This is a genomic window from Pedobacter sp. W3I1, assembly GCF_030816015.1.
GTDB lineage: Bacteria > Bacteroidota > Bacteroidia > Sphingobacteriales > Sphingobacteriaceae > Pedobacter.
Genome location: NZ_JAUSXN010000001.1, coordinates 1,907,873 through 1,929,584 on the forward strand (window position 1 = coordinate 1,907,873; position 21,712 = coordinate 1,929,584).

Here is a 21,712-nt window from a genome sequence, read left to right on the forward strand (position 1 = left end):
GGTCTTAGCGTCTCGCTAAAACCATTTTATTTGAGGTTTAAGGATATTGATTAATCATAGCGAGACGCTACAACTAGAGTAATTTATTCAGCGTCTTTCTTGCCACTAAGATCCTAAAATAAATTCAGGATGACGATCGCCCGGACTAACCTATTTATTTGGTTTAAGGATTTATTAAGTCGTGTAGTGAGACGCTACAACTAGAAAGATGTCATTTAAGGCTACAACAAGAAATAAAAAGATTCTTCACTGCGTTCAGAATGACAAACAGTGCTATGAACAACTGAACTAGTGAACCAATGACGAATGAACTAATCAATCACCCAATACTTTCAAAATAGCGCTGGCCTTTAACAGACATTCTTCATATTCTAATGAAGCATCACTTTGATAAGTAATGGCTCCTCCAACCTGGAACGATAGATAGCTAGATTCCGCATTGTACAATAGGCTTCGGATCACCACATTAAAATCGAAATCACCATTTGGGCTGATGCAGCCCAAAGAACCGGAATAAATGCCCCTTTTGGTTACTTCGTATTCTTCAATCAATTTCATGGCTTTAACCTTAGGAGCACCCGTCATGGAGCCCATCGGGAATGCATTTTTGATGGCGTCGATAAAATGGATCTCCGGATTTAGTTCACAGCTTATGGTAGAAATCATCTGGTGGACCTGCGGGAAGCTATAGACGCCGAATAACTCGTCGACTGTGACAGAACCCTTAACCGCTGATTTAGTGAGGTCGTGGCGCACCAGATCAACTATCATTACATTTTCAGCCTGCTCTTTAATATCGTTCCTAAGTTGCAGCTTTATGGCTTCATCTTCTGCCGGATCAGAACTTCTTTTAGCGGTGCCTTTAATGGGCTGTGAGGTAAGTTTCGATCCGCGCTTGCACAAAAATCTTTCTGGTGTAGCAGATAAAATATATTTACTGTGAACTTTAAAATAACCTGCAAATGGGGTGGGAGAAACCTGGTTTAGCGCCTCGAAAGTTTGAATGGGATCTATTTTTATATTTTCGGCAAAAAACTCCTGACAGAAATTAACTTCATAGATATTGCCACGAATAATATGATCTCTTAAAGCTTCTACTTTTTGAACATATTGATCTCTAGATAACCGTTGTGTTATCGTTATTTTTTTGGATTGGGTATTTGCTTTAAGCTGAAAGGAATCTATCTCAGCTAAAATCGATTCAGGACCAATCAGCACCTCGGCATTACCATTTTTAAAGGCAATCAGGTACTTTGGAACAAAAAAGTATAGATCTGGGAAATTTAAATGATCCGAATGATTAGAATGGAGATCTTCTGTTTCGTTTTTTAAATCATAGCTGAAAAAGCCAAAAATCCACTGTTTATGTAATGAGTAAAAACTTTTTAGTTGATCAAATGCATTGCCTGTGGTGCATTTTAGTTCGTGATGTGCACCGGCAGCGATAATGAAATCGTAAGCCGAGTAGGCATCTTTGTAGTGATTTGAATCTAAAAAGCAACAAACCTCAAACTGGTTAGCCCAATGCAAAGCTTTTTGTTTAAAATTGGATATGTTTTGAGTGGTTTTCAAGCTGCGGCAAAGGTAACTAAACCCTGCATAAGTGGAAAGGTACTTAGAATATTATCTTTAAATCGTTTGAAACGATTTGAAATTATACGCTCGTTAAAAACGAGCGTAAGCTGAAAAATTAATGCTTTTTAGGATTCATTTTGGTGTGTCTGATCCTTAGGATTCTTATCGTTTGATTTTCGTTTCGATAAGAAACTCTGAAATGATGTTTTTCAAAAGCACGATACGTTCCATCATTGTCTTTTTTATATTGATCAATTTTATGTTTTTCCGGATGGTTAGCAATGTCACCCACTCCTTTAGTTAGGTCGTTGATAACTTTTATAGCATTTTGAATAGACTCTGTGCTAATGTATTCGTATATTTTCTTTAATTGATTTTGAGCTGGTTTGGTCCAGACAATTTTGAGGTTATTTTTTACCAACTTTTAATCTCATTTAATAGTTGATCTTGGGTTATATAATTACCTTTTTTGAATTCTGTTTCTGCAGCTAAGAGCTCACTATTGTATTCTTCTATGGTAACATTTGGGTTTTCATTCTTAAACTTTATAAACGCTTTAAGCATTTTAACGACAGAGCTTTTTTCGGCATTGTCTAGCTGAGTAAAATAATTAAGCATTTCGCTTTCTAAGATAGTTGCCATAATAAAATGTTATACTCAAAAATAACTAAATGAATGCTGATAAACAAGTGACTAAGTTGATTTGTCTTAACACAAAAAAGCAACCCAGTTATGGATTGCTTTTTATTATTGGTCGTCACCCTGAATTTATTTCAGGGTCTATCAGTTTATGAATATATAGATGCTGAACTAAATTCAGCATGACGAATCTTATATTAACGTAATTCTAAAGTTTGTGCTCTATCTGGTCCTACTGAAAGGAATTTGATTGGCACTTCCAGTTCTTTTTCTAAGAATGCGATATAATCATTTAGCTTAGCAGGAATTTCATCCACCGAAGTAATTTTAGTTACATCAGTAGCCCAACCGTCAATTGCTTTTAATACTGGTTTTGGTTCGATAGAAATGATGTCGTACGGCATGTAATCTATCGTTTCGCCATTATATTCGTAGTGGGTACAAGCATAAATAGTATCGAAAGTATCCAAAACATCGGCTTTCATCATAATTAATTCGGTTACACCGTTTAACATGATGGCATATTTTAATGCAGGAAGATCAATCCAGCCACAACGACGGGCACGACCTGTGGTTGCGCCAAACTCGTGACCTAAAGTGCGTAGATTTTCGCCAACTTCATTATCTAATTCAGTTGGGAAAGGACCGCCACCTACACGTGTGCAATATGCTTTGAAGATACCATAAACAGCACCTACTTTATTAGGCGCAATACCCAAACCAGTACAGGCACCTGCAGTTGTAGTGTTACTGGAAGTTACAAAAGGGTATGAACCGAAATCTACGTCCAATAAGGTTCCTTGAGCACCTTCTGCTAAAACCGCTTTTCCTTCTTTTAAGAAACCATTCACATAATGTTCGCTATCTACATGAGGAATGGTTTTTAAGAATTCGACTGCTTCAAAGAATGATGCTTCTTTTTCAGTTAATTCATATTCGAAACCCTTGTAATGAGAAAGAATCTCAGTATGTTTTTCTACCAACTTAGCATAACGTTCTTTGAAATCAGGTAGGGTAGTATCGCCAACGCGTAAACCGTTACGGCCAGTTTTGTCCATATAAGTTGGACCAATACCTTTTAAGGTTGATCCAATTTTATTTTTACCCATGCGTGCTTCATTAGCAGCATCCAATAATTGGTGGGTTGGTAGAATTAAGTGTGCTTTACGGGCAATCACCAATTTGCCATCGGCAACAGGATCATGACCAGCTTTTTTTAAATTATCTAACTCTCTTTTTAGGATAATAGGGTCGATTACTACGCCATTACCGATCAGATTCATGGTTTTTTCGTTAAAAATTCCAGAAGGGATTGTATTTAAAACGAATTTTTTGCCATCGAACTCTAAAGTATGTCCGGCATTTGGGCCACCCTGAAAACGGGCAATAAGATCATATTTTGGACTTAGTACATCAACGATTTTTCCCTTTCCTTCATCGCCCCATTGCAGGCCGAGAAGTACATCTACTTGCGTCATTATTTAATAAATTAAGCTGGTTTTATTTGAATTTTGATTTAATTTGCTTGGATTTTCGCAGCTGTTGCTGCACTTTCATTTACTTTTCTGGCCATGCTGCAATCAGAGCAGAAGCCATAAAGATTCAACGAATGGTGTTTTACATCAAATTTTAAAAGATCACCAACCATGGTTTGGATCTGGTGGATTCGGGGATCGCAGAATTCTACTACTTTACCACATTCGATACAAATTACGTGATCGTGCTGGCGGTAACCATAAGATTTTTCGAATTGCGCCATATTTTTACCAAACTGGTGCTTGGTAACTAAATCGCATGAAACCAATAATTCCAACGTGTTATAAACCGTAGCACGACTTACGCGGTACTTTTGGTTTTTCATGTGGATATAAAGGGTTTCTACATCAAAGTGGTCGTTTCTTGAATATATTTCTTCCAATATAGCGAAACGCTCTGGTGTTTTACGTAGGTTTTTGTTTTCTAAATAAGCCTCAAAAATCTTGCGAACGAGCTCATTTGTTTTTTGTTCTGACATAGTTTTTAAACTCCATTCAAAGGTAGGTAAATTGTTTTGAAAAATGATTACACCGATTAAATGATTACACAGATTTGTAATAAGTCGGAGGCCCGGGGATCGGGAGTCAGAAGTTTAAATTGCAAATAACTCGTGACTTAGGACTAGAATCCTGACTTCCGACATCGGACTCCGGACTAAAGACTTCGGACTACCTAAGCATCAAACCTCGTTACTCCGGTAACACCTCTAACTTTTAATAAATTTTTAATCAGGTTTTCCAGGTGTTCAGTATCGTTTACAAAAATCATAATCGAACCATCAAAAATTCCCTCGTTGGTATCAACAGTAATCGAACGCATATTTACTTTAAAGTCGGTAGAAATAACCCTGGTAATGTTGTTGATCAAACCTACATCATCAATACCTACAATGCGTAAGCCAGTTAAGAAAGTTAATTCCTGCTGTTTGTTCCATTTGGCTTTCACTACGCGATAACCATAATTGGCCATTAGCTGCGCAGCGTTAGGGCAGTTGGTACGGTGTATTTTAATGCCTTCGCTTACGGTAATAAAACCAAAAACATCATCACCCGGTATGGGGTTACAACAGGCGGCCAAGGTATAATCAATGCGCTGCATATCTTCACCGATCAGTAAAATATCAGATTCTCCACCTTTAATTTTACTCTTTATTCCATCAACAGAAAGATTTTCAGGGCGTTCCGGACCACGGTTTTCGACCTCTTTCTCGCTTGAGAGATACTCTTTAATATCTTTTAGTTCTATTTTTCCGAGGGCAACATTAACAAATAGCTCTTGTGTAGAGGGCAGTTTAAAGAAATAACTGAGCTTTTGTAAATTATCGGTATTATAAGTGATTTTTAACGATTTCAGCTTTCTTTCTAAGATTTCCTTGCCATTTTCGGCAATTTTCCGCTTTTCTTCCTTTAAAGATGACTTAATTTTAGATTTGGCCTTGGCAGTAACCACCACATTTAGCCAATCTTCTTTAGGCGTTTGTTTGCTTGAGGTGATAATTTCTACCTGATCGCCATTTTGAAGCTTATACGAAATAGGAACCAGCTTGTGATTCACTTTAGCGCCTATACAGGTTGCACCTACATCGGTATGGATCTCGAAAGCAAAATCTAATGCGGTAGCGCCCAAAGGCAACTGGATTAAAGCACCTTTTGGCGTGAAAATAAAAATCTCGTCCGAGAAAAGGTTCATCTTGAAATCATCCAGGAAATCTAAAGCATTGGCTTCAGGATTACTCAACATTTCGCGGACTTTCTGAATCCATTGATCCAAACCGTTATCATTACTCGATTCTTTGTATTTCCAGTGTGCGGCGAAACCTTTCTCTGCAATTTCGTTCATGCGTTGTGTACGGATCTGTACCTCCACCCATTGCCCACGTGGGCCCATTACGGTAGTATGCAAACTTTCGTAGCCATTTCCTTTTGGTGATGAAACCCAATCGCGTAATCGATCTGGATTTGGACGGTATAAATCGGTTACAATTGAATACGCCTTCCAGCAATCGGCCTTTTCATTTTCAGGTGCGGAATCCAAAATAATCCGGATGGCAAAAAGATCGTAAACCTCTTCGAAAGGAATATTTTTCTTTTTCATCTTGTTCCAGATGGAGTGGATTGATTTCGGCCTGCCGTAAACATCGGCTACTAAACCTTGCTCATGAACAATCTCATCAATCGGTTCGACGAATTTTTTGATGAAAAGCGCACGCTCTGCTTTTTTCTCGTTTAATTTTTTTGCGATGAATTTGTACGTATCAGGGTCAAGATATTTCATCGAAAGATCTTCCAGCTCTGATTTTATTGCATATAAACCTAATCTATGGGCTAATGGAGCGTATAAATAAATGGTTTCTGAAGCGATTTTAAGCTGCTTGTGGCGGGGCATAAAATCCATTGTACGCATATTATGCAAACGATCGGCAAGTTTGATCAGGATTACCCTCACATCATCAGCCAGGGTAAGCAGCATTTTACGAAAATTCTCGGCTTGTAAAGAGCTGTTGGTATCGAAAACACCAGATATTTTGGTTAAACCATCGATAATTTTGGCGGTTTTCTTGCCAAATTCACGTTCAATATCTTCTAAAGTGATATCGGTGTCTTCTACCACATCATGTAGCAAGGCACATACAATTGAGGTTGTGCCCAGGCCAATTTCTTCAGCAGCAATCTGCGCTACGGCGATGGGGTGATAGATGTAGGGTTCGCCAGACTTTCGGCGCATATCTTTATGGCTCTCCAGTGCCATATCGAAAGCTTTCCTGATTTCTTTTTTATCGCCCTTTTGTAAAGTAGATTTGCTTGCCCGTAGTAATGCCCTATATCTTTTTAGAATCTCTTGCTTTTCCGCCTCTAAATCAATCACTAACTCTGTTTTCATTTGTATTTTTTGCGTAAAAATTGCGTCTTATTTATGAATAAAACTTATATTAGTTTTGTGAAACACCTAATATATGAAATAACACCTAACTTTGTAAAAGTATAAATTTATGAAAATTAAAGGGCTCTTTTTTCTTTGTATTGTAATGATTTGTAGCTTTTCGTTACGGGCTCAGGATCCTGCTGCCCCTGTATTTCCTAAAATGGGTAAAAGTGATACAATTAGAGTAGCCTCAACAAATGATAATGGTGTAATGATTCCGTGGATGCAACTTAATGATGTATCTATTTATGCACAAAGAATCTGGAAATCGCCGGCAGAACAGGCTGCGTATAACCGCTTAAGGTATAACGTATTAAAAGTAATGCCCTACGCATTATTCGCAAAACGCAGGTATGAGCAACTGGAGCAGGATATTGCCCGTACGCCAGAGAAAAAGGAACAGAAACAACTGGTTAAACAATGTGATAAAGAAATTAAAGACATGTTTAACCGCGAAATAAAGGAATTAACGATTACCCAGGGTCAGATTTTAACAAAACTGATCGACCGTGAAGTGGGCAGAACAACATATGATATTGTTAAGCAGACCAAGGGCGGTTTCGCTGCATTTTCTTATCAGATTGTTGCCCGCGTGGTAGGACATAATTTAAAAAGCACTTACGATCCAAATGAAGATAGGGATATAGAATCCATTATCCGTACTTCAGGATTTTATCAATAACATATAATGCACGAACGCATTCCGAATATTTATTCGTTTAAGGTTAAGAAAATTAATGGCGAAGAACAGCCTTTATCAGCCTACCGCAACAAAGTTGTTTTAATTGTAAATACCGCATCAGAGTGTGGTTTTACGCCACAATTAAAGGAGTTGCAGCAGCTTAAAGACGAAATTAATAGCCCTGATTTTGAAATTCTGGGCTTTCCCACCAATGATTTTGGAAAACAGGAACCACTAAACGGTTCTGATATCGCATCTTTTTGCGAGATTAACCATGGTGTAAAATTTCCTGTTTTTGATAAGATTATGGTTCGCGGGGCGCATGCACATCCACTTTATCAATTTTTGAGCGATAAAAAACAAAACACAAAATTAAGTTCGAAACCCCGTTGGAACTTTCATAAATACATCCTGAACAGAAATGGCGAGCTTGAAGATTATTTTTTGCCATTCACCAAGCCATTGAGTTCGAAAATTAAAAAGAAAATTCAGCAACTGCTGAGTCAAAATGCCCAATAATTACATCATGAAGTTAGATATTTTAGTTATCGCTGTGCATCCTGATGATGCAGAGCTTTGCTGTTCAGGGACTATTTTAAAACATATTGCACTTGGTAAAAAAGTTGGAATTGTAGATTTAACCAGAGGCGAGCTGGGCACACGAGGTACAGCAGAAACAAGAGATGAAGAAGCAGCGGCCTCTGCTAAAATTTTGGGTTTACATGCCCGTGAAAATTTAAGATTGAGGGACGGCTTTTTTCAGAATGATGAGTTTCACCGTTTGGAAGTGATTAAAGCCATTAGGAAATATCAACCCGAAATTATTTTAAGCAATGCGTTAGAAGACCGTCATCCGGATCATGGAAGAGCAGGCGACCTGGTTTACGATTCGGTTTTTTTATCAGGCTTACCAAAAATAGAAACATCAATAGATGGTGTTAAACAAGAAGCACATCGCCCAAGATTATTATTGCAATACATTCAGGATCGATATTTAAAACCTGATATTATCGTAGATATATCTGATCACATGGATAAGAAAATTGAATCTATTAAGGCTTTTAAAACACAGTTTTATAATCCTGATGTAGATGGATTGCCAACTTATATTTCATCGCCAGAGTTTTTCGAAACCGTGATTGGTCGTTCGAGAGAATTCGGTAAAAGTATTGGCGCAACTTTTGGCGAAGGTTTTACTTCGCGGAAATTGTTGGGGGTTGATAGTTTGTTTGATTTGCGGTAATCCTGTTTTTAACCGCAAAGAAAAGAAGTGTTCCGCAAAGTACGCAAAGCAGTGGCATTTGTCTAACTAAGATTTATTTCCCTTTCTTTCCTTAGCGAAACACTTTGCGCCCTTTGCGGTTACTTTGACAGTCCAACAAAACTGCCCTTCGTTTGTTATTCTCAAAACGAATAATAATGGCGAATATATTCTCTTCTCTCAAAAACGCGTACAATCTTTTTAAACATGTAGATTTCGATAAGTTAGAAGCTTTATCGAAAAAAGTAGATTTACCCAAAATGGTCGAAACCATATCTAACCTGGATGATAAACAAATTCAGGGGATGATGAAAATGATGGGTGGGTCGGGCAAAAAGAGAGAATTACCACCAATTGAAGGCGATTTTTACCATTTGGGTGATGAAGCATTAAAAGATGAAGATCGTGAGCTTCAGTTAAAAGTACGTGCCTTTTTAGAGAAGGAAGTAAAACCCATTGTTAACCATTACTGGAACAAAGCGGAATTTCCTTTTGAAATTATCCCAAAACTTGCCGAACTTAATATTTGTGGTTTAACCTACAAAGGTTATGGCTGTCCGGGGAAATCGAATTTGATGGAAGGAATCTTAGCGATGGAAATGGCGAGGATTGATACCTCGATTTCTACTTTTTTTGGTGTACAGAGTGGCCTGGCTATGGGGTCGATCTATTTATGTGGCTCAGAAGAACAAAAACAGCAATGGCTGCCATTGATGCAACAATTTAAAATTATTGGTGCATTTGGTTTAACTGAACCTGAAGTGGGTTCGGCTGCCGCTGGAGGGCTCACTACAACCTGCAAAAAAATAGCTGGCAAATGGGTTCTAAACGGGCAGAAAAAATGGATCGGTAATGCCACTTTCGCTGATATTTTAATTATTTGGGCACGCGATGAAGAAAGCGGAGAAGTAAAGGGTTTTATTGTGAAAAAAGACAACCCGGGTTTTGCCGTAGAGAAAATGCAGGATAAAATGGCCTTACGGATTGTGCAGAATGGAATTATTACCTTAACCAATTGTGAAGTTGAAGAAGCCGACCGCCTGCAAAATGCAAACTCATTTAAAGACACGGCTAAAGTATTACAAATGACAAGGGCAGGAGTTGCGTGGCAGGCTGTAGGCTGCGCTCGCGGTGCTTATGAAAATGCTTTGGAATATACCCTGAACCGAAAACAGTTTGGCAAACCCATTGCATCTTTTCAATTAATTCAAAACCACCTAGTAGAAATGTTATCGAATTTAACGGCCATGCAAACGCTCTGTTTTCGCTTGTCGCAATTGCAGGATCAAGGGCTGTTGAAAGATGAACATGCTTCGTTAGCGAAGGTATTCTGTTCGTTAAGAACGCGAGATGTAGTAAGCAGAGCCAGAGAAGTGATGGGCGGAAACGGTATTTTACTGGAATATAATGTTGCACGATTCGTTGCCGATGCCGAAGCGATTTATTCGTATGAGGGCACAAAAGAAATTAATACACTGATTGTTGGGCGAGCCATAACCGGATTTTCGGCGTTTGTTTAGGGGCAACTCACGAAGTTTAAAAGAGCTATGCTATGGGAACTTCTGGAGTTTAAAGGAATAAATAAGAGATGTTTGTCGGTCTGAGCGTAGTCGAAGACCAGTGCGGTGCAATTAATAATGGATTTTTTAGGATTAGGAAACGAATGTCAGTATTCCATAGGTACTGTAGCCCTGCCATTCGCTTTATCCCGATGAAGAATCGGGATGTTCGCTGCTGTCAGGGTTTATTGAACAGCGGTTTGTTTTCGAGGCACTAAACTTTGAACATAAACCAGATTGGAACGGATGCCTCCCGATTTTACATCGGGATCAAATTGGGAGGAGGGAAAGGTACTGTAATTGCCAAATGTACAGAGCCCTTCATTTCCAAATCATCGATCAAAATATGCTGTGGGATTATCCACAAATGGCTTGTCAGTCTGAGCGTAGTCGAAGATCCGACGGTGCAATTAATAATGGTTTTTTTTAAGGGTTAGGAAACGAATGTCAGTATTTCTTGGCTGCTGTAGCCCCGCCATTCGCTTTACTTCGTTGCACTCGTGCTCGCTCCTGTCGGGTTTATTGAACAAGGGCTTGTTATCATAATGCATAAAATACGAAACGTTGCTACGGAACGGAAAAAAACATCATTTTTTTTCTATCCGGCAGGCGTCCCGATGGGACGGCAAAGACATAATATTCACAGATCGTCCCATCGGGACGATTCGTGGGTAGCCAATGTTTAATTGGCGTTTTCGTTCCGTAGGAACGTTTGCTATTAATCCGTTAATATTTCCGGATTCTTGGCCACCTAAACCCGATCAAAGCGGGATGCTGCCGATTTAAGCACTATTTTTTGCTTTTTATGGTGTGCTTGCTTGTTTCACAGGTTTCATCGGAGCAGAAGCAGGAGCGGGACTGAAGATGCCAAGTGCTCAGAACCATCCATTTCAAAATCAATCAGAATTAAATCTTTTAAGCAATCAACTTCTGGGATTTTACCCCTTTTTAATACGGATATTTATTAAACGCCACCTGACTCATTGCACTTTTTTCAAATAAGGCAATACAGTTTTTGTTAAAAGATGGGTCGAAGTTTACTGCTCCAGGCTGCAATGTTTTTGGAACATTTTCACCCTGCATGAAGAAGTAAACTTTTGTATTGCCGTATTTGGTGTGGGGCATTAAATTGCCATAATCTTCCATTTCTTTCCATACCGAATCTTTAACCGTTACGATGTAAATCCGTTGTACAGGGCCAGTATTGTTTGCGTTTCTATACTTTGCAATTTCTTTAAAACCAGCTTTCATATCTTCAATTCCAGGCTGATCGAAAACATCTTTAACCATGAAAAAGATCAATACTAAAATTCCTGCAACTAAGAAATAAACTAAGGATTTTCTATTCATGCCTACAATAAAGGCAATATTTTTTCCATAACCGTCAAGCCTTCGTCAATATGCTTTTGCTCAATGCAAAGTGCCGGACGAAAACGTATAGTTTTCTCACCACAGCCCAAAAACATCACATTGTTTTCCAATCCTTTTCCAATAAATGCATTGCGCATTTCTTTTGTAGGGAAATCAAAAGAACATAACAAACCCCTTCCGCGCACATTTGTCATTTGATCAAATTTATACGATAGGTTTTCTAGTTGATCTCTTAAGTACACACCTACTTTTGCTGCATTTTCACAAAGCTGATCTTCTTCTACAATTTGTAAAATCTGCGTTGAACGAACCATATCAACCAAATTGCCTCCCCACGTTGAGTTAATCCGGCTCGGTACTTTAAATACATTGGTTTCAACTTCGTCAACTTTATGGCCAACCAGGATACCACAAACCTGCATTTTTTTACCAAAAGCCAAAATATCAGGTCTCGCTTTTTCGCTAAAGTGCTGGTGGCACCAGAATTTACCTGTTAAGCCAACGCCGGTTTGTACTTCATCATAAATCAAAAAGGCATCATTTTCATCGGCCAAAGCCTTAAGCTGAATTAAAAATTCTTCCCGTAAGTGGTTATCTCCACCTTCAGATTGTATAGGCTCTACAATGATAGCACAGATATCGTCTTTATGATCAGCGAAGGCTTTTTTGATTTGCGCTAAAGATGTTTCTTCAGTTTGAATGGCATGACTTAAATTATTTCCGGAAAGTGGAAATTTAACTTCCGGAACAGCAACCCTTGGCCAATCAAATTTGGCAAACCACTTGGTTTTATCGGGTAGGGTATTGGTTAAGCTTAAAGTATAACCCGTTCTGCCATGAAAAGCCCTTTCGAAGTGTAAAACTTTAAAGCCTTTTTCTTCAGTATATCCTTTTGCAAAGTTTTTCTGAACTTTCCAATCCATAGCTACCTTAATTGCATTTTCTACGGCTAAGCCACCACCTGCAATAAAAAAAGCATGCGGCAAATAATCAGGAATACCAACTTTAGAAAATGTTTCAACAAACTGCGCATACTGCTGGGTATAAACATCAGAGTTCGATGGATTGGCTAAAGCGGCGAGGAAAAGATTTTTTTTAAACGCCTCATCGTTGACCATTTTAGGGTGGTTATAACCCAAAGGAACGGAAGCAAAACAAGTGAAAAAATCGAGTAAAGTCCTATTGTATTTCGAATCGTAAATGTAAGCACCATGACTCTTTTCCATATCATAAGTCAGGTCGAAACCATCGGCCAAAATGTGTTTACTTAACGATTCGTTAACGCGATCTGCAGGTACTGTTAATTGATACATAAACTTGGATTTGGTATATTCCAAATTTAGTTAAATGTGCCTAAAATCAAAATTTAAGCACTTTTTGTGCGCTTTACATAAAAAATAGGTTTAAAACGTTTAAAGTATGATTATAGACAAAATCGGGTTTTGGACTTCATCGATGTGGAAAACTTTTTTGTCGAAACTCCTTTTTAAAGCATCTTATTTTGGTAGAATTAGAATGCCGAACGTCTTCCTCCGCCATCCACCACTGAAACAGTTCCTGTTACATATTTGGCACGTGGTGAAACCAGGAAAACTGCCATATTTGCCATATCTTGCACTTCACCAAAATCTTGTAAAGGTATTTCACTTTCTGCATATTTCCGACGCTCATCGCCAGGAAAATAAGGCCTGATGTTTTCAGTATCGATAAGCCCTGGTTGCAAACAGTTCACCCTGATTCCATATTTACCCAACTCACCGGCAAGTTGTTTAGACCACATAGCCACAGCGGCTTTGGCAACAGCAGAAACATTCAACGATCTTAATTCATAAGTACTGGTCAAATTGAGTATCGTACCTTGCTTCCGGGTTATAAAATGTGGTAATAACGCTTGTGTGAGTAGCCTGGGTCGATCAAAATCTAAAGCCATCGATCTAGTCCAGGGTTCTTCTGGCCCTGCAACATCTACAGGCTGACTTTGCCCTGCATTGTTGATGAGGATGTCGATATGGCCAAGTGCAGATAAAGCCGAAGAAGCAATTTTGTAGGGCGAGTTAGGTGCCAGCAAATCCTGTGCAAAAACGATAGGAGCAGGGCTGCCTTCGGCAACGATCTCACTGAAAAGGCTATCTAATGATTGTTGGTTGCGTCCTGTTGCAAAAACTTTTACACCTTCTTTTGCGAGTTCTTTTGCTATTGCTCTACCAATTCCTTTTGAGGCCCCGGTTACCAATGCAGTTTTTCCAGTTAAATATAAGTCCATACTTTCTTGTAATTAAAATTGACCTTGCAATAATAACCGATACCGCGTATTTTTATAGCATGCACTACCATTTGTATGGTACAAACAAATTTGTAAGTAATGACGGCACGAAAAGAAAATTCGACCTATACCCTCAACGAAAAATTTATAACTGAATGCGATCTGACTTATGCGGCCAACAAGATAGGAGGTAGGTGGAAAATTGTAATATTGGATAAACTTGGAAGTCGAAAATTGAGGTTTAGCGAACTGAAAAAAGAATTCCCATATATTTCAGAACGAATGTTGACCTTACAGCTGCGTGCATTGGAGCAAGATGAACTGGTTAAAAGAACCGTTTATGCAGAAGTTCCTCCAAGGGTAGAATATGAGCTAACAACGATAGCATTGGATTTTCTCCCGATTTTTTGTCAATTAAGCGCCTGGGGCAAGAAGAATAAAGCGCTAAAGAAAAATAGATCATAAAACCGTTAAAGGATGATTATCAAAATCGAATTTTGGACTTCACAGGGATCGAAAATTTTTGTGAAAAAACTTCCCGAAAACATTTTTTAAAATTAGTGTTTAGGGTTTTTAAAATTGAAATTGCGAACCACTCGCGACTAAATAAATTAATAAATAAATCAGCGGATATTTAATGCTGCAATCAGTTGATTAGTATATTTAAAATTATATCGAACTAAGTATTATGGCAGAAGTTAAATTAAATATCCAGAAAGAAGCGCCCAGCGCATTCGAACTTTTTGATGATGGTGAAAAATATGGAGAAATGGTTTTTGATATTCAGGGAGAAAATCTAACGGTTTACCATACCGAAATTGATCCTGAAAAAGAAGGTAAAGGTTACGCAAAACTATTGCTTGATGCGATGGTGAATTATGTGCGTACCAATAAGCTGAAGGTAATTCCACTGTGCCCATATGTGCACCTGCAGTTTAAACGCCACGAAGAACTTTACGGAGATATCTGGAATAAAGTGCGTGAAAACGATTAATCCATAAAAACAATACTAGAATTTAATTTAGGAAAGCTATAATAGCAATTATTTTGATCTAGTGATAAGTTAATTGTATAGTGGCTATTAATTTCCCGTTGATCACACAGATTAACGCAGTAAAATTACAAATCAGCGCTTTCTGAAATTTGCGGGAGGTTATATGCGACTTTTTATGTTGAACATAACACTGGATATTTTGTGCGATATCATCAAAGAAATTAACTTCACCGAAAACCACCCATTAAATCTTAAACTATACTAGGCACAAAAATGAAACTTGTAACCATTACGAAATGGAAGCAGGCCAACATATGCCTAAAGAAAGTAAAGTGATGCCAACTTTAGCGTGTTTACCAATTATCATTCAAATGTGTATGGATAGTACATCTTTATCTATTATCTAATGGCCTTGCTCTATTTTATTTTATTCGAAAGGAAGGAGTGATACTTCTATGGCAAGATCAAATCAACGGGACGATTTAGAGAGCTTATTGGGGTTCCTCAGCGATGAGGGCCCCTTTTTATTCAGGGCCCATAATGTTGAGTATATAATTAATTGCATCTGCACTGTGGAGTGCTGTTGTAGATTGCATTGTAATATCTGCGGTTTCTGAAGCTCTTTTTAGCATTTGTTTTTCATAGGCTGCTATGGCTTCCTTAGGCGCATTAAAGCCGCTATCCTTGAAGCATTGGCTTAGTTCTAAAGCATCTAGCATGGCCATATTCACTCCTTCGCCAGCATAAGGTGGCATTAAATGAGCTGCATCGCCCAGCATGGTTAAATTTGAGGCGGTTTCCCAATTTTGGTCTAAAGGCATACAATATTGAGGCCGGGGAACAAAAGCTGATGATGCATTTTCGAATAATTCCAACCAGATTGGACCCCAGTTGGAAAATTCATTTTTGAACCAGCCGATTACCTGGTTTTTATCTGAAAAATTAATGCCTGATTCTTTCGCCCAGTTTTCAGCTGTATGGCAGCCTGTGTAAAATACCAAACTACCATCACCTTTTGAACTTACGATTAATGATTTTTCATCGCCCATAGCGAAAATCTTACCACCGTTTAATAGCGCATGCATTTTTGGACAAGCAGTCGCTGATGAATAAATGGCTCCTTCAACAATGGTAATACCCGAATAAAAGGGTTTAATAGGTGTAATGTAAGGACGGATTTTCGAATTTGCCCCGTCTGCGGCAACTACAATATCGGCCTGCGCTGAAGTTCCATTTTTAAATCCGATCAGCCATGAACCGTTGCTGGGCGTAAGTGCTTCAAAATGGCTGCCCCAAATTACAGTATCTTTAGTTAACGAATCTAAAAGGATCTTTTGCAATGGGCCACGGTCTATCTCAGGCCGGAAAGCCTCTCTGTTATGGGTATCGTTATCTTCAAAAACGATATTGCCAAGCTGATCAACAATACGTGTCCGATCTGCGCCTGGGCGATAGTTTGCCAGAAAGGCATCCATTAGTTTAGCTTCACGTAAGGCAGCTAATCCCGATTCCTCATGTAAATCTAAGGTAGCACCTTTTGGCCGGGCATTTTCGTCGATGTCGCGTTCATAAACATTTACGTTAAAGCCATCCATCTGCAAAAGTCTGGCTAAGGTTAGGCCACCAGGACCTGCCCCAATGATGGCGATTTTTTTATCTTTAATGTTGTTCATTGTTTTTCTGATTTGTTATTCCTTTAATTACAATTTCACAGCAGGTTAAAATGAGTTCCTCAGTAATAATCTGTACCGGACGATCCAAATGGTCAAAATATTCGGATACCAGATCTTGGATAGGCGAAAACAGTAATGCCCTGTGTACATCGTGTGGTAAATCGGGTATCAATCCAGCCTCAACATTTGTTTTTAAGAAGCTGTGTATAGGAGCAAAAAATTCTCCTTGCTGAATGTTTTTTTCTTGAAAAGCCTTATTTAATAGGGGTGAAGATTTTCCATATTGGATTAAGGAAAAAGAGGGTTTATTGTTTTTAAGATAATGAAAGGTATTTAGCCACAATTTTCTCATGCCATCAGCAAAACCCATTTTTGGATCAAAATTTTCGAGTACAGCTTTTTCATAGTTGGCGAGCACTTCTTGAATAAAAAGCTTGATCAAAAGGTCTTCTTTATTTTCATACTTGATATAAATGGTGCGTGGCGATATATTGACTGCTTTTGCAAGCTTCTGCATGCTCAGATTTTCCAACCCTTCATCAGAAATGATCTGTAGTGCAATCGATCGGATCGCTTCTTCTTTCGCTAAATTTTTGGGCCGCATATAATTCACTTAATTGATACGGATCGAAAGTAAGTAAACGTTTGTTTACTTTTAAATTTTCTTCAAATTATTAATTTGTGTTGACAAATGGATTTGGGTCTATCTAACGCGATCGTTATGCTGATCTGATAGTTATCGGATTTATTTCAACATCTATTCTGCCATAATGGAAGATGGTCTTGATTAAAAATTTAGAATAGGTACGGATCTTCACATGAGGATTATCCGCATATCTTAATTAAACTTTGGGTAATATTAAAACTTATCCTTCATACCAAAGAGCCCCATTAATCCGCCGGTATGGATAGCCAGTACCTTTTCATCTTTGCCGATGATTCCTTGTTGCTGTAGATTCTGGATGGCGTAGAACATCTTTGCTGTATAAACAGGGTCTAAAAGCAATCCACTTTGAGCGGTGAAGGTTTTAATAAAATTGATCAATTCAGGGGTAGTTTTTGCATAACCTCCAAAATGATAGTCGAGGTGAAGGTCCAGATGACTGGACAGGGGCGTATATTTTGCTATTTCATCTCTGATAAACGAGCCACCTTTTAGCACAGGGATGATATGTAGTTTTGTACTTAAACCCTGTTGCTGAATTCCTTTTAATAATCCCGCTGCGGTGGTTCCTGTTCCGGCGGCACAAAAAATGTGGTCGTATGGTTCTGTTAATTCTCCGATTACTTCTGCACAGCCAATGATCGCTTCTGCAGACGCTCCACCTTCATCAATAAAGTAGGCTTTGGCATCGTTAGCGAAATTTTGTTCGAACAATTTGTGTTTATCCCGATAGCTTTCACGGTCGGTAAAAATGAGTTTCATGCCAAATAAGTTGCATAATAACAACATCTCATTTTTCACTTCTTCTCCACGCACAAAGGCTGTAGCGGTTAATCCTGATCTTGATGCTGCTGCGGCAGTAGCTACAAGGTGATTGGAGTAAGCACCCCCGAAGGTAACCAGATGTGTTTTGTTTTCTGCTTTGGCCCTGGCTAAAATGTATTTGAGCTTACGCCATTTGTTGCCGGAAATATAAGGATCAATAAGATCATCCCGTTTAACAAACAGGTTGTTGAAAGGCGCAAATGCTATTTTTTGTACCGGACTATATATTTCTTCGAACACGTGTAAAAATAAATAAAGGCTGTAATCCGTTAGTGTGGTCGTCATTCCCGCGCATGCGGGAATCTTAAATCGCTTGCATTACGATTATCTGCGGTGAGCACTTCGTTGTTCCCAATCGAGTTACCAATGATAGATTCTAAAATTGTCGTCATTTCGACCGAAGCAAATGCGGAGTGGAGAGATCTTTGGACTATGTTAAAAGATCTCTCCACTGCGGTCGAGATGACGATTTATCTTACCTGTCACCCAACTCCTTTTTTTTTGCTAAAAAACTGACCTCTGGGAATGACGATACCCCAAGGCTATTCATTCCCTTAAAATCATTTCATTTATATTGATTTTATACAATAAATTAACTCTCAGGATGACAGTATTGCCTTAATAATACCAGATTATATTTAATTATTTACCGATACCAAAACCGAAACCAGCATTAACCATGCTGTATTTCGCTGCAGTATATGAACCATAAAATTTAAAGAAACCAAACTTCAACTGAAAGCCTAAACTTCCCCTTACACCATCAATATCAGTCTGTTTAACTGAAATTGGATCAACATAAGTTGCATTGCTTGCGCCATCTTCAAATTTATAAGTACCAAGTGCTTTTAAATTGGTATTCGAGGTTTGGTAACCTATGCTGGCAAAAGGCGTAAAAAATAGGATCTTTTTGGAAACAATAGCATCAAAATTTACGCCATTGAATTTGGCATCAATACGCTGATCTGAATTTGCAGTATTATTGATATTTAAAGGTAAATTATATTTGTACTGGGTAAAGCCCCCAGCTATTGCAATATCTACAGGAATTAATTTTTCGGTAGTTGAGCCCATAAAAAGCGGTAAAAGTTCAACTTTTGCACCGAAGCCGATCATCGATAAGCTTCCAAGGTCGCTACCTAATTTAATCTTCGGCATTGCTCTCAAAGTAACATCAATGTTTTTAGGTAAACCCAAAGTAGCCTGAATCTGAGCCGAAGGCACTACATGGAACCCCACTCCCTGAGGTAGGTTAAAAAATTTACCTGTAGGAATGCCACTGCTTGTATAAATTTGCATTTTACCACCTTCATGATCATCGCCAAATGCAGTAGGACCTATAGATGATGCTCCTGGAGCAGGTTTAATATTACTTAAACCCAAGGTATTTACATCATAGCTTCTGGCCGATTGTGGAACAAAAGCCCCCGAGGCCGAAACCCTGACATCGAATTTTAAAAAACCTTTTGATTGAGCAGTATTCGACCATCCATCGGTTAAACCCAAGCCTAAACCTTTATACAAAGGATCGAAATAGGCATTAACCAGTTTAGTTGCATCAGCTGGCCCGCCAACAAATAGTCCTCCAACATCTTGTTGGGCACTTGCTTTTTGAACCATTAGCAGTAAAAATAGGGCGCATAACACCTTTAAAGAGTAGCATTTTTTCATATAAAAAGAAATTAGAAAGTTTTTGATTGTGAGTAAAGATAGGGCTGTTTTTTCGAAAACTGCAATCATTGAAAAATTCTTGAAGTTAAAAGTTTATTTTTGCGCCATGGAAAATGTGGTCGAATTGCAGGAGTCAGAAGAGCAGGAATTATATGAACATTTAAAAATAGTTGTCGATAAGGGGCAATCTTTGCTGCGTATCGATAAATTTTTGATGGTGCGTGTAGAAAATGCCTCCCGAAACCGTATTCAAATTGCAATTGATGCAGGGAATGTATTGGTTAATCAGAAACAGATCAAAGCGAGTTATAAGGTTAAACCTTATGATGAAATATCTATAGTTTTACCTCACCCACCGCGCGATACCGAAGTTTATCCCGAAGATTTACCATTGGATATCATTTATGAGGATAGCGATCTTTTGGTCGTAAATAAAGCTGCAGGGATGGTTGTTCACCCTGGTTTCAATAACTATACCGGAACCTTGGTTAACGCTTTGGCATTCCATTTTGAGCAATTGCCTCAGTTACCAGGTAATGATGGCCGCCCAGGCCTAGTGCACCGCATTGATAAGGATACGTCGGGTTTATTGCTGATCAGTAAAAATGAAAAATCGATTACGCACCTTGCACGTCAGTTTTTCGATCACAGCATTACCCGTAAATATATTGCACTGGTTTGGGGCGATATTGAAAATGATGGAACGGTAACCGGTTACATTGGCAGAAGTGTGAAAGACCGCCGTGTGATGGATATTTACGATGATGAAGAAAAGGGGAAATGGTCTGTAACACACTATAAAGTATTAAAGCGTTTGGGTTATGTTACCCTGATCAGTTGTGAACTCGAAACCGGCCGTACGCACCAGATCAGGGCGCACATGCAACATATTGGTCATCCGCTTTTTAACGATGCGATGTATGGTGGCGATAAGATTTTAAAAGGGACGACGTTTAATAAGTACAAACAGTTTGTAGATAATTGTTTCGAATTGTTGCCCCGTCAGGCTTTACATGCACAAAGTCTAGGTTTTATTCACCCAACCACTAAAGCGTATATGTATTTTGAATCACCATTGCCGCCTGATTTTAAAGCTGGATTAACCAAATGGGAAAATTATATCGCTACATCATAAAATATGCTTCAGGAGTACCTTTTATTTAATGATGAATTTCAGGCGGTAGATGCCCCCATTTTAACGGCTTCGAACAGAAGTTTCAAATTTGGCGATGGGCTGTTCGAAAGCATGCGAATGATCAATAATAAGCTGCAATTTGCCGACTTACACGCCGATAGATTAACAGCCGGTATGAAAGCGCTCAAAATCGACGGTCATGCTTTAATGGACGATTATTTTCTGCGCCAGAAAACCACCGATTTAGCTAAACACAATAGATGGAATGGTAGTGTACGCTTTCGCCTTTCAGTTTATCGGGGAGGAGCAGGTGTTTACACGCCCGAGATAAATAAAGCAGGTTACATTTTAGAAGGCATTCCCTTAAAAGCAGCTACATATGAGTTGAACAGCAAAGGTTTAATCATTGATGTTTTTGACGAAATGACCAAACCCATTAATAAGCTCTCGAATTTTAAAACAGCCAATGCGCTGCTTTATGTAATGGCCGGGCTTTTTAAAAGCCAGAACCGATTAGATGAGGCGATGATTCTGAACCAACATGGTTTTCTTTGCGAAAGCATCAGCGCTAATGTTTTTGTAGTGTACAATAAACAAATTTATACGCCTTCACTTGCCGAAGGTTGCATAAGTGGTGTAATGCGTACAGCCGTTATGCAGTTGTGTAAAATGAACGACATGCCTATCATCGAAGCGCAGATCAATCCCGAAATCTTAAAAGAAGCCGAAGAAGTTTTTATCACCAACGCCACACAAGGCATTCAATGGGTAATGGGTTACGGCAGGAAACGTTATTTTAACGAGGTATCGAAATTTTTGATCGAGAAATTGAATAATTTATAGTGCTATTCCATGGTCTGTGGCGGACAGATCACCTTGGTCGTCATGCTGAATTTAGTTCAGCATCTATCATGTCCTTAAAAACTGATCAATTTTTTTGGA

The 21,712-nt window shown here is 38.7% G+C and carries 21 protein-coding genes; 8 read left to right on the plus strand and 13 right to left on the minus strand.

Going from position 1 to position 21,712, the window contains the following annotated elements:
* Window positions 1–315 precede the first annotated feature (315 nt).
* From QF042_RS08170 to QF042_RS08195, 6 genes are all read right to left on the minus strand, one after another.
* Window positions 316–1,530, minus strand: a complete 1,215-nt coding sequence (locus QF042_RS08170; protein WP_307527093.1) for an anthranilate synthase component I family protein — start codon at window positions 1,528–1,530, stop codon at window positions 316–318.
* 160 nt (window positions 1,531–1,690) lie between these two features.
* Entirely contained in the window at window positions 1,691–1,996 is a 306-nt protein-coding gene (locus tag QF042_RS08175) for a type II toxin-antitoxin system RelE/ParE family toxin (RefSeq protein WP_307527096.1), read from the minus strand.
* Window positions 1,990–2,217, minus strand: a complete 228-nt coding sequence (locus QF042_RS08180; protein ID WP_307527098.1) for a hypothetical protein — start codon at window positions 2,215–2,217, stop codon at window positions 1,990–1,992. The genes QF042_RS08175 and QF042_RS08180 overlap by 7 nt, the downstream gene beginning before the upstream one ends.
* 194 nt (window positions 2,218–2,411) lie before the next feature.
* Complete coding sequence (locus QF042_RS08185) at window positions 2,412–3,692, minus strand: adenylosuccinate synthase (protein ID WP_307527100.1); 1,281 nt, start codon at window positions 3,690–3,692, stop codon at window positions 2,412–2,414.
* Window positions 3,693–3,730: 38 nt separating this feature from the next.
* Window positions 3,731–4,228: a Fur family transcriptional regulator gene (locus QF042_RS08190; RefSeq protein ID WP_307527102.1), complete on the minus strand. Its 498-nt coding sequence runs from the start codon at window positions 4,226–4,228 to the stop codon at window positions 3,731–3,733.
* Window positions 4,229–4,422: 194 nt separating this feature from the next.
* Entirely contained in the window at window positions 4,423–6,630 is a 2,208-nt protein-coding gene (locus QF042_RS08195; protein WP_055906427.1) for a bifunctional (p)ppGpp synthetase/guanosine-3',5'-bis(diphosphate) 3'-pyrophosphohydrolase, read from the minus strand.
* A gap of 109 nt (window positions 6,631–6,739) precedes the next feature.
* On the opposite strand from QF042_RS08195, the gene QF042_RS08200 reads away from it, so the two are divergent.
* From QF042_RS08200 to QF042_RS08215, 4 genes are all read left to right on the plus strand, one after another.
* On the plus strand, window positions 6,740–7,354 hold the full coding sequence (locus QF042_RS08200; RefSeq protein WP_307527107.1) for a DUF4294 domain-containing protein: 615 nt from the start codon (window positions 6,740–6,742) through the stop codon (window positions 7,352–7,354).
* A gap of 6 nt (window positions 7,355–7,360) precedes the next feature.
* On the plus strand, window positions 7,361–7,873 hold the full coding sequence (locus tag QF042_RS08205; protein WP_307527109.1) for a glutathione peroxidase: 513 nt from the start codon (window positions 7,361–7,363) through the stop codon (window positions 7,871–7,873).
* Between the two features lie 7 nt (window positions 7,874–7,880).
* Window positions 7,881–8,597, plus strand: coding sequence for a bacillithiol biosynthesis deacetylase BshB1 (gene bshB1 / locus QF042_RS08210; protein ID WP_307527111.1), 717 nt, complete (start codon window positions 7,881–7,883; stop codon window positions 8,595–8,597).
* 176 nt (window positions 8,598–8,773) lie between these two features.
* Window positions 8,774–10,135, plus strand: a complete 1,362-nt coding sequence (locus tag QF042_RS08215; protein ID WP_307527113.1) for an acyl-CoA dehydrogenase family protein — start codon at window positions 8,774–8,776, stop codon at window positions 10,133–10,135.
* Window positions 10,136–11,122: 987 nt separating this feature from the next.
* Here QF042_RS08215 and QF042_RS08220 read toward each other — a convergent pair.
* From QF042_RS08220 to QF042_RS08230, 3 genes are all read right to left on the minus strand, one after another.
* Window positions 11,123–11,524, minus strand: a complete 402-nt coding sequence (locus QF042_RS08220; protein ID WP_307527115.1) for a hypothetical protein — start codon at window positions 11,522–11,524, stop codon at window positions 11,123–11,125.
* Between the two features lie 2 nt (window positions 11,525–11,526).
* Entirely contained in the window at window positions 11,527–12,858 is a 1,332-nt protein-coding gene (gene lat / locus QF042_RS08225; RefSeq protein WP_307527117.1) for an L-lysine 6-transaminase, read from the minus strand.
* Window positions 12,859–13,055: 197 nt separating this feature from the next.
* Window positions 13,056–13,808: an SDR family NAD(P)-dependent oxidoreductase gene (locus tag QF042_RS08230; protein WP_307527119.1), complete on the minus strand. Its 753-nt coding sequence runs from the start codon at window positions 13,806–13,808 to the stop codon at window positions 13,056–13,058.
* A gap of 99 nt (window positions 13,809–13,907) precedes the next feature.
* Here QF042_RS08230 and QF042_RS08235 point away from each other — a divergent pair, with 99 nt between their 5' ends.
* Window positions 13,908–14,273 carry a helix-turn-helix domain-containing protein gene (locus QF042_RS08235; protein ID WP_307527121.1) on the plus strand — a complete coding sequence of 122 codons (366 nt, stop codon included), beginning with the start codon at window positions 13,908–13,910 and terminating at the stop codon, window positions 14,271–14,273.
* Window positions 14,274–14,496: 223 nt separating this feature from the next.
* Window positions 14,497–14,802, plus strand: coding sequence for a GNAT family N-acetyltransferase (locus QF042_RS08240; protein ID WP_307527123.1), 306 nt, complete (start codon window positions 14,497–14,499; stop codon window positions 14,800–14,802).
* A gap of 524 nt (window positions 14,803–15,326) precedes the next feature.
* Here the strand turns inward: QF042_RS08240 and QF042_RS08245 are convergent.
* The 4 genes from QF042_RS08245 to QF042_RS08260 form a co-directional block, all read right to left on the minus strand.
* Window positions 15,327–16,475 (minus strand): NAD(P)/FAD-dependent oxidoreductase, encoded by a 1,149-nt coding sequence (locus QF042_RS08245; protein WP_307527125.1) that lies wholly within the window; start codon window positions 16,473–16,475, stop codon window positions 15,327–15,329.
* Window positions 16,462–17,079: a TetR/AcrR family transcriptional regulator gene (locus QF042_RS08250; RefSeq protein ID WP_307527127.1), complete on the minus strand. Its 618-nt coding sequence runs from the start codon at window positions 17,077–17,079 to the stop codon at window positions 16,462–16,464. Before QF042_RS08250 ends, QF042_RS08245 begins: the two co-directional genes overlap by 14 nt.
* Window positions 17,080–17,334: 255 nt before the next feature.
* Window positions 17,335–18,204 carry a 1-aminocyclopropane-1-carboxylate deaminase/D-cysteine desulfhydrase gene (locus tag QF042_RS08255; RefSeq protein WP_307527129.1) on the minus strand — a complete coding sequence of 290 codons (870 nt, stop codon included), beginning with the start codon at window positions 18,202–18,204 and terminating at the stop codon, window positions 17,335–17,337.
* Between the two features lie 402 nt (window positions 18,205–18,606).
* Window positions 18,607–19,635, minus strand: coding sequence for a DUF6588 family protein (locus tag QF042_RS08260; RefSeq protein ID WP_307527131.1), 1,029 nt, complete (start codon window positions 19,633–19,635; stop codon window positions 18,607–18,609).
* Window positions 19,636–19,741: 106 nt separating this feature from the next.
* Between QF042_RS08260 and QF042_RS08265 the strand changes: the two genes are divergently transcribed.
* Window positions 19,742–20,770, plus strand: coding sequence for an RluA family pseudouridine synthase (locus QF042_RS08265; RefSeq protein ID WP_307527133.1), 1,029 nt, complete (start codon window positions 19,742–19,744; stop codon window positions 20,768–20,770).
* 3 nt (window positions 20,771–20,773) lie between these two features.
* Window positions 20,774–21,613 carry an aminotransferase class IV gene (locus QF042_RS08270; RefSeq protein WP_307527135.1) on the plus strand — a complete coding sequence of 280 codons (840 nt, stop codon included), beginning with the start codon at window positions 20,774–20,776 and terminating at the stop codon, window positions 21,611–21,613.
* Window positions 21,614–21,712: the final 99 nt, after the last annotated feature.

What these genes read in the sequence shown, in the direction of transcription:
- QF042_RS08180 (WP_307527098.1), bottom strand. Translation starts at nt 2,217, where the DNA reads ATGGCAACTATCTTAGAAAGCGAAATGCTTAATTATTTTACTCAGCTA.
- QF042_RS08185 (WP_307527100.1), bottom strand. Translation starts at nt 3,692, where the DNA reads ATGACGCAAGTAGATGTACTTCTCGGCCTGCAATGGGGCGATGAAGGA.
- QF042_RS08190 (WP_307527102.1), bottom strand. Translation starts at nt 4,228, where the DNA reads ATGTCAGAACAAAAAACAAATGAGCTCGTTCGCAAGATTTTTGAGGCT.
- QF042_RS08195 (WP_055906427.1), bottom strand. Translation starts at nt 6,630, where the DNA reads ATGAAAACAGAGTTAGTGATTGATTTAGAGGCGGAAAAGCAAGAGATT.
- QF042_RS08200 (WP_307527107.1), top strand. Translation starts at nt 6,740, where the DNA reads ATGAAAATTAAAGGGCTCTTTTTTCTTTGTATTGTAATGATTTGTAGC.
- QF042_RS08205 (WP_307527109.1), top strand. Translation starts at nt 7,361, where the DNA reads ATGCACGAACGCATTCCGAATATTTATTCGTTTAAGGTTAAGAAAATT.
- bshB1 (WP_307527111.1), top strand. Translation starts at nt 7,881, where the DNA reads ATGAAGTTAGATATTTTAGTTATCGCTGTGCATCCTGATGATGCAGAG.
- QF042_RS08215 (WP_307527113.1), top strand. Translation starts at nt 8,774, where the DNA reads ATGGCGAATATATTCTCTTCTCTCAAAAACGCGTACAATCTTTTTAAA.
- QF042_RS08220 (WP_307527115.1), bottom strand. Translation starts at nt 11,524, where the DNA reads ATGAATAGAAAATCCTTAGTTTATTTCTTAGTTGCAGGAATTTTAGTA.
- lat (WP_307527117.1), bottom strand. Translation starts at nt 12,858, where the DNA reads ATGTATCAATTAACAGTACCTGCAGATCGCGTTAACGAATCGTTAAGT.
- QF042_RS08230 (WP_307527119.1), bottom strand. Translation starts at nt 13,808, where the DNA reads ATGGACTTATATTTAACTGGAAAAACTGCATTGGTAACCGGGGCCTCA.
- QF042_RS08235 (WP_307527121.1), top strand. Translation starts at nt 13,908, where the DNA reads ATGACGGCACGAAAAGAAAATTCGACCTATACCCTCAACGAAAAATTT.
- QF042_RS08240 (WP_307527123.1), top strand. Translation starts at nt 14,497, where the DNA reads ATGGCAGAAGTTAAATTAAATATCCAGAAAGAAGCGCCCAGCGCATTC.
- QF042_RS08245 (WP_307527125.1), bottom strand. Translation starts at nt 16,475, where the DNA reads ATGAACAACATTAAAGATAAAAAAATCGCCATCATTGGGGCAGGTCCT.
- QF042_RS08250 (WP_307527127.1), bottom strand. Translation starts at nt 17,079, where the DNA reads ATGCGGCCCAAAAATTTAGCGAAAGAAGAAGCGATCCGATCGATTGCA.
- QF042_RS08260 (WP_307527131.1), bottom strand. Translation starts at nt 19,635, where the DNA reads ATGAAAAAATGCTACTCTTTAAAGGTGTTATGCGCCCTATTTTTACTG.
- QF042_RS08265 (WP_307527133.1), top strand. Translation starts at nt 19,742, where the DNA reads ATGGAAAATGTGGTCGAATTGCAGGAGTCAGAAGAGCAGGAATTATAT.
- QF042_RS08270 (WP_307527135.1), top strand. Translation starts at nt 20,774, where the DNA reads ATGCTTCAGGAGTACCTTTTATTTAATGATGAATTTCAGGCGGTAGAT.